The following is a 12,582-nucleotide window of genomic DNA, read 5'->3' on the forward strand; positions in this document are numbered from 1 at the left end:
ATAATTAAAAAAGCACATATATCAAAAAATATATGTGTTTTTTATTTATAAATTATTTTCTATTATTCTCATTAATATTAAATAAAGTTCTATATCTTTTTTTCTATAATAATAATGCATAGTATTTAATATACATTCGGAAGTATAATTAAATAATTCTTCTATATCATCTATTAATTTTTTAGCATTTTTTATTTCTGTATCACTTATAATATCAAAATTAGTTATAATATTTTTTACTACTGTTATTTTGCTGGAATTATCAAAATTATCTTTTACTGCATTATTGATTATATTTCTATATGATAAAAAATTATCTATATTAAAATTGTTAAAATCTATATAAGATTTTTTTTCAGTATTAGATGAATACAAGCTATATAAATCATTACTCTCTATATCCTGAAATAAAAGATTGATAAAATGATAAATATCTGTTTTTTTAAAATGAATTCCTTCATTAATATATAATGCATCTTCTTTTTGATAATGGATTTCTTCATTATTATTTAATACATATTCTTCTTGATAAATATTTTCTTTTTTTTCATTATTTTCAATATTATCATATATATTAGAATTCTTAATGAGTTTTTTATATTGGCTTATATAACTATTATATTTTTCTTTCTTTCCTGCTTTTAAATATAATTCGGATATTAATTTATAAGCATCAGCCTCATCATCTTTAATTTCTATAGATTTTTTTAAATTAAATAAAGCCTTTTTATAATTACCCAATCTAAAATAGCAGTCCCCAAGCCACAATAAAACCAAATAATTTTCTTCATTATCGCTATTCAAATTTAAAGATTTTTCAAAATATTTTACAGCATCTTCATATTCACTGTCTATATAATTAATATATCCTATCCAATAATATGCCAGATAGTTATTTTCATTATTATATTTTTCATTTACCTCTATAGATTTAAGTAAGTAATGCACAGCATTTTTATAGCTTTCAAGTTTAGCATAGCAGATGCCAAGATATAAATAATTTAAATATTCATCATTTTGAGAATCTGTAAGCTTAATAAAGCAGTCAAGCTCTTCATCAATATTATTATTAGTTAAAGCAATATTTCTAGCATTCTCAAAACATTCATCTGATAAATTGTTTTCATCTATTACTTTATATATCAAACCTAAAGCAAACCAATTATCAAAGTCATCATCTTTTAATTTTACAGATTCACTTAAATGCTCCAAAGCCTTATCATATACCTGCATTATAAAATATGTGCTTCCTAGATAATATCTATTTAAATAATCATTATCTTTCAATTTTATAGATTTATTTAAATACATAATAGCTTTATCATAATTTTTTAACTGAATATGACAGTATCCAATATATCCGTATACCAAATAGTCTTCAGAACCTAAAGACATAGACAAATACATTAATGCTGTATTATAATCATTATCATTAACAGCAGTTTTAGCATAAGTTATTCCAAGCCATAAAGTATAATATTTATTGTTATTATCTAAATTATATGAAGCTTTAAAATATTCTAATGCCTCTTTATATACACCCAAAGAAGCATAACATCTTCCTATATAGTATTTATATATAGCCTTATTAGTGCTGAATTTCTCTAATGAAGAAGCCTTTATAAAATGCATCATAGATATATCATATTTTTTTAATCTATAACAGCAATAACCTGCTTTAAACATAGCTTCTATATTGTTGGGGTTGATAGATAAAATATCATTGCATAAGGAAAATGCATCATTATAATTTTTGTTTTTTATACACTCATCTACTTCATGCAGATATTTATTAATATTTTCCATATAATCCTTTTTAATTATTAGTTTCATATTATAAATCATATTTAAGAAATTTGAAACTACTTGTAAATAATTATATATATATTATGATAAAAAATTATTTTATTATTTATAACTGTAAAGATATATGATTTTAGAATTATTATCAGTTTTTTATGTTATATTAATAAATATAAAAATAATTTAAAATTAAGGAAACATAATGGATAATACAATCAATTTTACAATCAAATATAAATACAATTATTTTGAAAGCACACAATAGTCATACATAAAACCTATAAATAACATTAATTACTTCTAGCTATAAACTCTCTAAAAATTATATGAGAACTTAAAAGTTATTAGCTTATCGTTTACAGCTTAAAAACAATACTTAACATATAAAAAATTAAAAATATTTTTAAAAGGATAATTAAATGAATAATATAAATCTAAATATACAAAGCACAAAAGAAAATTATTTTGAAAGTGAAACTACTGCATATATAAAGCCTCCAAAAAAAATACCTCTATTTTTAAGACTTACTATGTGGATAGCAAAAAAGAAAGTAAAAAAAGACTTGCTCCTACCAAAGATTTTGGCTTGGAACCCTAAAACAGCAATAAGTTCTGGCATAATGGAGGCATTAATTACGCATGATGATAAGGAAGTGCCTAAAAGACTTTTAAAACTCATAAGAATACAAATCTCAATAGATATAGCATGCCCATTTTGTATAGACATGAACAGCTTTGAATACGACAAAGAAAATGTAACAGAAGAAGAAATAAAATATTTACAAAATAAAGATATAGATTCATGTCCTACAATGTCAAGTAAAGAAAAGATTGCTTTAAAATATATTTCAGCTATTACAAAAACACCTGTAATAATATCCGAAGAATTAATAACAGAAGTAAAAAAAGAGTATTCAGAGAGAGCAATACTTATATTAGCGTCTACTGCCGCACAGGTGAATTATTGGGCAAGGCTTATAAGGGCTTTGGGAGTACCTACTGCTGGGTTTACAAATATATGTAAAATTAATAAATAAGGCATAAAAATATTTACTATAAACTTAAAATTTACTATACTTATAGCATTATATTAAAAAGGTTTTTATATATGAATATTAAAGTAAAAATTATGACTCCTAGTAAACTATTAAAAAAAGAATTAACTGTTCCTGAATATCAAAGGTTCTATGTATGGAATCAAGATAAAATAGAAGAACTTATAGATGATTTAAAATATTTTTTTGAAAACAATAAAGAAGATCATAATAAATATTATTTAGGTACAATTTTAATACATTTGGAAACTAAAAAAAATACTAATAAAAAAATATATAATATAATAGATGGTCAGCAAAGAATAATAAGTTTATTAATAATTGATTATGTTTTAAGGAAGAAAAGATTTCCAATTAAAGCAGAATTCAATTCTAAAATAACTTTAAAAAATATAAATAATAATTTTAAATATATATGTTCAAAAAGCATAAAAAATATTCTCCCTAAAAATTTTTTAAATAAGATATCTTTTACGGTAATATATACAAAATCAGAAGACGATGCATTTACTTTTTTTGATACACAAAATGGAAGAGGAGTAAATTTAGCTGCTGTTGATTATTTAAAAGCGTATCATTTAAGAGCAATAAAAAATACAGATTTATTAAACGATACAGCACAAAAATGGGATAAAAATAATAGAATAAAAAAGGATAATGAAAGCAATAATCTTAACATCTTATTCTATAATATATTATGGAGAGCAAGAAAATGGAAAGGAAATAATCTATATTTTGAAAATAAAGATGAAATATTAAAAGAATTTCAGAAACACACTGATAAAAATTGGGATATTGATAAAATTAGATATTGTTATCAAATTAATAGTTTATCTGATTTTAATAATAATCAGGATAAATCATGTATACAAGAAAATATAATTGATATTATCAGAAATGATAATGAAAAAGATTATTGTTTTATGTTAAGACAACCCATAGTAGAGGGTATTAACTTCTTTTTATATACAAATAAATACAATGCTGTATATGATTATCTATTCAATCTTCCTAAAAATGATGATAAACAATTTCAATATTTTGATAATTTATATAATTGTGTTTATAAAAATAAAATAAGCAATTATTTTAAATATTTTTTTGAATTGCTTTGCGTTGTATATTATGATAAATTTGGAGAAAATAATTTTTTAAAATTTGCTTTATATTGTGATTATTTAATAGGTAATCACCGTATAATTAAAAAAAAGATATACAAAGAAAGTATTATAAAAATAATAAAAGACAGCAGTGAAAATATCATCGATGTTATATTTATGGCTTTTGACACTGAAGATGTACTATCTTTTATAAAAGATAATACTCCTGAGATTGATAAAAATTCTGAAATTACATATGAAGGAGTAATAGGTGAGTATAGAAAAAGTTATATTAATTTTATAAATACTATAGGTATCAATTTAAAAAATGATTTAGATAAAGAAAACATCATTAGTAAAATAATTGAAATATCAAATAAGTTATAATCAATGGAGAATTATTTATGTATGAATTAAGTTCAAAACAATTTTCTTTAGATAAAATTATTGAAGAAAAACAATATTTTTCAATCCCTATTTATCAAAGACTTTATGTTTGGAAAGAAGAACAAATATTAAAACTTTTGCAAGATATAAAAATTGCAATTGAAGATAAAAAAGAAAATTATTATATAGGATCTTTAATAGTGTTAAAATCCGATAATAATAGATATGATTTAATAGATGGTCAGCAGCGTTTCACAACAATATTTATATTATTTAGAACTATACAAGAAATATTTGAAGATAGAATAAACGAAAAAAATTTATTATTTATTAAAAATTTTCTATATGGAGAAAATAATATTAGATTATTATTCAGAGCCAGAAAATTTGCTGATGATTTTTTTAAAAAAGTTAACATAGATAATCAAGACAATAGTGATGAAGAAAAAGAATTGTTAGATCCATTTTATCAAGCTATAAATGTAATAAGAGGTTTTTTTGAAGATATAAATAATAATATTAATTTAGATAATTTTATAGATTTCATTTCCACAAAATTAATATTCATAATAACTCAAATGCCTAGAAATACAGATGTTAATAAACTATTTGAAACTTTTAATAATAGAGGCGTACAATTAAAACAGCATGAAATATTAAAGGCCAAATTATTAGAAAAAATTAAAAATAATAGAGATAAATACATATATTCTATTATATGGGATTGCTGTTCCATAATGGATAATTATATTGAAAAGAATTTAAAAGATATTTTAAATATACCTTGGAAAAAAATCATTAACACTTCATATATTAGAACGGATAGTGAAAGAGAAGAAGAAATACCTGATAATATAGAATATGTTAAATATTTAATAAAAAGCATTGATAAAGATAATAATTCTGATAATTATAACTTATATGAAATTTTAGATGAAAATAATGATTTTAATTTTAATAAGAATGAATATGATGAAAATGAATATGAAGCACCATACATAAGAAGTATAATAAGTTTTCCCATGTTATTACTGCATACATTAAGAATTTATATTATAAAAAATAATATAGATATTGATATAGTTGATGTAAAAGAAAAAGAACTTATTAATATTTTTAAAAAAGTATTTACAAAGAAAAGTAATGGTAATGATATAAAAAAATTTTTTAAACTTTTATGGAAAATTAGAGTAAGGTTTGATAAATATGTAGTCAAATGGGTATATATAAATGATAAAGAAGTTTTAAGCATAAGTAAAATATATTGTATAAAGAATAATACTTCTCAAGTAATACAAAGAAGACATAATATAAATTCAGATGGATTTTCTATGCTTCAAATGATGCTGTATCATTCACAGGAATATATAACACAATATTGGTTAACACCTTTTTTAAAAAAGATGTTAAATAATAACATAGATGAAAATATTTTATATAAATATTTAATGAAATTAGATAATTTATTATATTTTTATGAAAGTGATAAAAATTTAAGTGAAAGAACTATAAATATGTGTTCTGAAAAAATTAATAAATACTATGATAAGAATATTGATACAATAAAGGATAGATTAATAGAAGAACTCAAAATGCCAAAAGGATTAAAATTTTATAGATATTGGTTTTACAAATTAGAATTTATTTTATGGTATTATTGGAATGAAAATAATGATTTTTTTGAATATAAATATAGTAAATTAAATGAAATACTCTTAAATTTTAGAATTACTGCTAAAAATTCTATAGAACATGTATATCCTCAAAATCCTGAAAACTCACCAAAATGGGAAGATATATATTTGCATAATTTTGGGAATTTGGTTCTTATTAGTCAAGGACTTAATTCAGAATATAGTAATAAGCCATATCATGAGAAGTTAGCTAGATTTAGAACTAACCTCGATAGAGGAAATATAGAATCATTAAAATCATTATTGATATTAAAAAACAATAAATGGGATGAAAATGCATGTAAGGAACATTTAAAAGAAGTTATAGATTTATATGTAAATTATTATACAAAATGATGAACATAGAAGTTAAAGTAACAGCAGGAGCTAAATCCAATAGTTTTAAATTCGAGAATGGAGCTTATTCTATTCGCATTATGGCTAAGGCTATAGATGGAAAGGCTAATAAGGCTATAATTGAATTTTTGGCTGATGAGCTTAATATTAAAAAAAAAGATATTGAGATACTAAAAGGCGAGAAAAACAGTAAAAAACTTATTTCTATTAATATAAATGATGATGATTTAAAAAAGTATTTTAATAAATAAAAAATTGCATTTTATTGTTGACATAATATATATATTCATTGTAAAATATTTACAATAATTGTATATGGGGTTGTTATGTACAATACTAAGATGGAGAATCTTTTAAATGAAGTTTCATACAGACTGAATAATGAAGATTATAATCAGACTCTTGAAATACTTGATGTTATACTTAAAAAAGTTCCTAAAAATTACAGGGCTAATTTATATAAGGGACAAGTTTGCGTTGAGCTTAAAGAATATGAAGATGCTGTAAGATATTTTGAAGAGGCTAGAAGAGTCGATATAAAAACTTTTAAATCTTATAATCTTCTAGGTATAAGCTATCATGCCATAAAACAGTATGATAAGGCTATAGAATGCTTTAATGAAACTTTAAAAATTACTCCTAATTCTTTCAAAGCATATAATCTTTTGGGTATCAGCTATTTTGAGAAAAAGGATTTTACTAAGGCTATAGAAAATTTTAATAAGGCAATAGAAATTAATCCTAAATATGATAAGGCATTTAATAATTTAGCTTTATTCTATTATAAAAATAAAAAATATAATGAGGCTATAGAGTTTTTTGAACATTCAAAATCTTTAGATGAGAGAGTTTTTAAAGCTTATGATATGCTTGGAATGAGTTATTATAATATTAATAATTATGATAAAGCTATAGAATGTTTTTCCAAATTCCTTCAGTATAATAATAAATCCTATAAAATAGCAAATACTTTAGGAGCGGTTTACTCTTTCTTAAAGGATTATGATAATGCTATAAAATATTTTAATATAGCCATAGATATTAACCCTAAATATGCTAATGCCTATAATAATTTAGCTTTAGTGTATTTTAATAGAAAATTATTTGATAAAGCGGCTTTTTATTTTGATAAGGCTAGAAAATTAGATATCAATGCTTTTACAGACTACAATAAATTGGCAATAAGTTATTACTCCAAAAAATATTATTATGAAGCTATAGAATGTTTTGAAAAAGTTATAGAAAAAAATAATAATGCTTATAAGGCATACAACTTTATAGGAGTGTGCTATTCATCTAATGAAGAATATGATAAAGCAATAGAATATTTTAACAAATCTATAGAAATAAATGATAGGTACTATAAGGCTTATAATAATTTGGCTTTGGCTTATTTTAATTTAAAAGATTATAATAAAGCAATAGAAAATTTCAATAAAGCAATAGATATAAATAATAATAATGCAGATTCATATAACGGCATAGGTTTATCCTACTATCATTTAGGCGAAAAAGAAAAATCATTGATTTATTTAAATAGAGCATTAGAACTTAATCCTTCATACAGCAATTCTTATCAAATATTATTCAACATATATTTTGATTTGGAAGAATATGATAATGCTTTGACTATTGCAGATAAAATTATAGAAGTAAATCCTTATTCATTTAAGCATTATGATAAATTGATTTCAATATGCTTCAATAATAAAGATTATAATAAAGTGATAGAATATGCATCAAGAACTGATAAAAGAGATGATGATATTTATGATATGCTGGCTCAGTCATACTATAGAATAAAAGATTATGATAATTCTTCTATATGCTATAATAAATTAATAGAAAATAAAAAATCAGATTTTTATCTTTATAATAATTTAGCAGTTATATATTACTTGAAAAAAGATTATGATTCACTTTTAAATACTTATTTCAGATATATAGATAATTTTGATTTAAATCAGACTCATTTTGCAAGCTGCAATATATTTTTACTATCATATACTTTATTGAAAGCAAATATAATAAAATACAATGACTTTCTAAACTTATTTGAAAAATCTTTAAATAAAACTATAGAGTTTCATAATATACATAAAACTAATTCTTCTTATACTCTATATAAAAATATTAACTATAATACAGATACTCTTAAATTATTATTAGATAAAAAAACAGAAACTGAAAACATAGTAAATATTTTAGAAAATACTATTGATGCCGGAAAATTTGCGGCCATTAAACCTGTTATAGAAAAATTTAATGAAAAAATGAATATTAATTTATCTTCATTTAGTTCATCTATTAATAATTTAGAGAATAATATTATATGCTTAGAATATGAAACTCAAGGCTCAATTATAATCAAAACAAAAAATTATAGTGAAGAAGAAAACATTTACGGAAAAACGGCTAAGTTTATTACTAAAGAAGATGATATTCACTATGATACTTTACTTTCAATATTCAGCTATAATTCAGAAAATAAAAGTGATGATTATAGAGTAATTTTTAACAATATAAAAATAAAAAATATATATTTCCATAAAAACTTTGATGATTCTAATATAGAGATTATAAGAAGAATTATAAATGATGAAAGTATTAAACTTTTAAAAACTGATAATTGAAAATAAATTTATTTTTACATAAAAATATATACACAAAATTATGTCTAAACGATTGAAAAAAGTTTTTAATATGCTATAATCTAAATATATTAAAAAATAAAAAGGAAGTTATTTTTTAGGGATTAAACATTATGGATGAAATGATTGAAACAAGCGGTGCTCTTTTGGAGAATGAAATTGCAGAAAATAATTCTGATAATAATGCAGAAGTTCGGGTAGCAAATACTGAGAATAAAAACACTTTAGAAATAGATGATTCTATACTTGCAAACGAAGAAGAACTTGAAAAGATTATGGAAGCTATCATATATGTTGAAGGAAATGTTCCAATAAGCAGATTAAGAACTCTTTTCAAATGCGAGAATTCAGATATAAGAACTCATATAGAAAATATTAATAATAGATATAGAAATGCCAAAAGTGCTATAGAGATACTTGAGCTAGGAGACTCTATACTTATGACTATAATACCTTCTACATTCGGTACTTTATCAGCAATATATGATAAAAAAAGAAAGAAAAAAATATCAAAAGCAATGCTTCAGACTCTTTCTATAATAGCATATAAACAGCCTTTAACTAAAGCTGAAATTGACGATATAAGGCAAAGCGACAGCAGTTATCATTTAAGGGCTTTAATGGAAGATGGTTTCATAGCTTGGAAAGGAAGAAAGGACTATTTAGATAAAAGGCAGACTTATGGAACTACTGATAAATTTTTAATGCATTTTGGAATAAATAGTTTAGATGATCTTCCAAAATTAAGAGAACTAAAAGATTTAGAATTTAATAAAAATGAATAAAAACAATTAGCTTTGCTTGTAAGAGTAAAGCCTTTATTTAACGCACGGTAAATAAAATTTATTATATAATAAAATTTGAATTACAAATAAACTTTATTTTTAGCTTCATTCTGCGTGCGGTGAATATGCTATAAATTTAAAAAAATCTTGGGTGGGCAGCCAAAAATTCTAATTAGATAAAAAAGAAAATAGAAATGACAATTACAAATAAAAGTTATAAGCCTAAAGGGTGGGCAAATGTAATTAATTTTTTTAACTTTAATTACATACCCCGCCCTTTATACTTTACAGCTGTATTTTGAATTTTAATATTAATTATATTTAAAGCTGAACCAGAAATTATGGCACCCACCCAAGTGTTATTTAAATTTAAAATCTGTTTAACGCACGGTAGGCATATTTTTATTTATTATTAAAGTTGTAACTCAAAATATTCTATATTTTAAATTTTATTCTGCGTGCGGTTTTCAAATTTTTAAACTAGTATTCAAAATATTTCTTTGACAATTAAAAGTTTTTAATATATTATCTTTTTAATAAAAATTAATTTTTTTTAATGAGAATATTATATATGGATAATAATAAATACGATGTTATAGTAGTAGGTGCTGGACATGCTGGAATAGAAGCTGCACTTTCATCAGCAAGACTAGGAATGAAAACTTTAATTATATCTATTAATTTGGATACTATAGGACAAATGTCATGCAATCCTTCTATAGGAGGCGTTGCTAAAGGTACTATTGTTAAAGAGATAGACGCACTAGGCGGAGAGATGGGAATTTTAATAGATAAAACTATGATGCAGTTTAGAATGCTTAATAGAAGCAAAGGCAAAGCTGTATGGGCACCAAGAGCTCAGGCAGATAAATATGCATATAAGGAAGAAGCTGCTAAAACTCTTTATGCTCAAAATAATCTCACACTTCATCAGGATATAGTAACAGAAATAATTGCAGAAAATAATGTACTTAAAGGATTGAAAACAGAAAGAGGCAGAGAATATGAATGTAATGCTGTAATACTTACTACAGGAACATTTTTAAATGGACTTATTCATATAGGAACATATCAGAAACAGGCTGGAAGAATCGGAGAGCTTCCCGCTATAGGGCTTTCTGATAATTTGAGAAGTTTGGGGCTTGAAGTAGGAAGATTAAAAACAGGTACTCCTGCAAGAGTGGATTATAATTCTATTAATTTTGATATATTAGAGATTCAGAAAGGCGATGAAGAAATAGTACCATTTTCTTTTTTAGATGAAAAAATTGATATAGTTCAGGAGCCTTGCTATATAACATATACAGATACTAATATTCATAAACTTATACAGGATAATATACATTTATCACCAATGTACAGCGGAGCAATTACAGGAATAGGTCCAAGATACTGCCCTAGTATAGAGGATAAGGTTGTAAGGTTTGCAGATAAGCCTAGACATCAGCTTCATTTAGAGAGAGAAAGCTACAGAACTAATGAAGTTTATATAAACGGTTTTTCTTCAAGTTTACCAGAAGAAGTGCAGATAAAGATGATAAGAGCATTGAAAGGTCTTGAAGAAGTGAGGATATTAAAGCCTGCTTATGCAGTAGAATATGATTATGTGAACCCTATAGAGTTAAAGCCTACGCTTGAAACTAAGAAAATTGAAGGTTTATTTCTAGCAGGTCAGATTAATGGAACAAGCGGATATGAGGAAGCTGCTTGTCAGGGATTAATGGCTGGAATAAATGCTGCATTAAAAATTAAAAAAGAAGATCCGTTTATACTTAAAAGAAGCGACGGATATATTGGTGTTTTAATAGATGATTTAACGGCTAAGGGAACTAAAGAGCCTCATAGAATGTTCACTTCGCAGGCAGAACATAGAATGCTTTTAAGACAGGATAATGCCGATGAAAGACTTACTGAGCTTTCTTATAATATAGGGCTTGCAAGTAAAGAAAGGCTTGATAAAGTAAGAGATAAAAAAAGAAAAACTCAAATTCTTGTAGAATACTTAAATAAAAGGACATTAACTCAGAAAGAAGCAGAGGATCTGGGGTTTACAAAAGAGGCTAAAGAATACAGAAGCATGACATTATCTTCTATAATAAAGCGTCCTGAATGCGGTATTGATATGCTTGTATCTTTAATAGATGATGAGTACAATAAAGATGTTTTGAATAATGCAGAAATTGCTATTAAGTATGAAGGCTATATTGCAAGGTATTTAAATGAAATAAAAGACATTGAAAAGTATGAGAACATGCTTATACCAGAAGATTTTGATTATTCTAGTTTAAAAAGTGTAAAGATAGATGCCATTAACAAATTAAAACAGTATAAGCCTTATAATATATCGCAGGCACTAAGAATACCAGAAGTAGATAAATCGGTAGTGCATATTCTAATACTTGCTCTTACAAATAAGAAGAAATAATAGACTTGTTTCAAAACTACTTGACAAGATTAATTATAAAAATTATTTAATTTTAAAATTACAAACATGATGTTTTACATGTTGCATAATTTAGTATTTTAGTATATAAATATGCAGTCTTTCGCCTGCCAAAGGCACACAGAGTGAGGCGTACTTCGTATGTGCCACACCGAAGGCGGACAGCGTCACAAAAGAAGTGGGGTTTTACGAAGTACGAATGTGTGCTTCGCAGCAAAGCCCCAACTATAATTTAAAAAATATTAAATTAAAAATTTATAAATTTAGTTTTGAAACAAGTCTAATTTATTGTAACTATATAATAAAAACCTTCTCTATATGATATATA

8 protein-coding genes are annotated in these 12,582 nt (G+C 23.9%); 7 read left to right on the forward strand and 1 reads right to left on the reverse strand.

From position 1 onward, the window contains the following. Window positions 1-45: 45 nt before the first annotated feature. Complete coding sequence (locus A966_RS02110) at window positions 46-1,806, reverse strand: tetratricopeptide repeat protein (protein ID WP_008722018.1); 1,761 nt, start codon at window positions 1,804-1,806, stop codon at window positions 46-48. 416 nt (window positions 1,807-2,222) lie between these two features. On the opposite strand from A966_RS02110, the gene A966_RS02115 reads away from it, so the two are divergent. From A966_RS02115 to mnmG, 7 genes are all read left to right on the forward strand, one after another. Further along, window positions 2,223-2,840 carry a carboxymuconolactone decarboxylase family protein gene (locus tag A966_RS02115; RefSeq protein ID WP_008722020.1) on the forward strand — a complete coding sequence of 206 codons (618 nt, stop codon included), beginning with the start codon at window positions 2,223-2,225 and terminating at the stop codon, window positions 2,838-2,840. Window positions 2,841-2,911: 71 nt separating this feature from the next. After that, window positions 2,912-4,345: a DUF262 domain-containing protein gene (locus A966_RS02120; RefSeq protein WP_008722021.1), complete on the forward strand. Its 1,434-nt coding sequence runs from the start codon at window positions 2,912-2,914 to the stop codon at window positions 4,343-4,345. A 17-nt stretch (window positions 4,346-4,362) separates the two neighbouring features. Beyond that, window positions 4,363-6,375, forward strand: a complete 2,013-nt coding sequence (locus tag A966_RS02125; protein ID WP_008722023.1) for a DUF262 domain-containing protein — start codon at window positions 4,363-4,365, stop codon at window positions 6,373-6,375. Next, window positions 6,375-6,626, forward strand: coding sequence for a DUF167 family protein (locus A966_RS02130; RefSeq protein WP_039955500.1), 252 nt, complete (start codon window positions 6,375-6,377; stop codon window positions 6,624-6,626). The genes A966_RS02125 and A966_RS02130 overlap by 1 nt, the downstream gene beginning before the upstream one ends. Window positions 6,627-6,701: 75 nt before the next feature. Then, window positions 6,702-9,008 (forward strand): tetratricopeptide repeat protein, encoded by a 2,307-nt coding sequence (locus tag A966_RS02135; RefSeq protein WP_008722027.1) that lies wholly within the window; start codon window positions 6,702-6,704, stop codon window positions 9,006-9,008. A 131-nt stretch (window positions 9,009-9,139) separates the two neighbouring features. Continuing rightward, a complete protein-coding gene (gene scpB / locus A966_RS02140; RefSeq protein ID WP_008722029.1) occupies window positions 9,140-9,811 on the forward strand; it encodes an SMC-Scp complex subunit ScpB in 672 nt (223 codons plus the stop codon). A gap of 571 nt (window positions 9,812-10,382) precedes the next feature. Beyond that, complete coding sequence (mnmG, locus tag A966_RS02145) at window positions 10,383-12,236, forward strand: tRNA uridine-5-carboxymethylaminomethyl(34) synthesis enzyme MnmG (protein WP_008722031.1); 1,854 nt, start codon at window positions 10,383-10,385, stop codon at window positions 12,234-12,236. Window positions 12,237-12,582: the final 346 nt, after the last annotated feature.

This window comes from Brachyspira hampsonii 30446 (assembly GCF_000316195.1).
GTDB classification, from domain to species: Bacteria; Spirochaetota; Brachyspiria; order Brachyspirales; family Brachyspiraceae; genus Brachyspira; species Brachyspira hampsonii_C.

What these genes read in the sequence shown, in the direction of transcription:
- A966_RS02110 (WP_008722018.1), bottom strand. Translation starts at nt 1,806, where the DNA reads ATGGAAAATATTAATAAATATCTGCATGAAGTAGATGAGTGTATAAAA.
- A966_RS02115 (WP_008722020.1), top strand. Translation starts at nt 2,223, where the DNA reads ATGAATAATATAAATCTAAATATACAAAGCACAAAAGAAAATTATTTT.
- A966_RS02120 (WP_008722021.1), top strand. Translation starts at nt 2,912, where the DNA reads ATGAATATTAAAGTAAAAATTATGACTCCTAGTAAACTATTAAAAAAA.
- A966_RS02125 (WP_008722023.1), top strand. Translation starts at nt 4,363, where the DNA reads ATGTATGAATTAAGTTCAAAACAATTTTCTTTAGATAAAATTATTGAA.
- A966_RS02130 (WP_039955500.1), top strand. Translation starts at nt 6,375, where the DNA reads ATGAACATAGAAGTTAAAGTAACAGCAGGAGCTAAATCCAATAGTTTT.
- A966_RS02135 (WP_008722027.1), top strand. Translation starts at nt 6,702, where the DNA reads ATGTACAATACTAAGATGGAGAATCTTTTAAATGAAGTTTCATACAGA.
- scpB (WP_008722029.1), top strand. Translation starts at nt 9,140, where the DNA reads ATGGATGAAATGATTGAAACAAGCGGTGCTCTTTTGGAGAATGAAATT.
- mnmG (WP_008722031.1), top strand. Translation starts at nt 10,383, where the DNA reads ATGGATAATAATAAATACGATGTTATAGTAGTAGGTGCTGGACATGCT.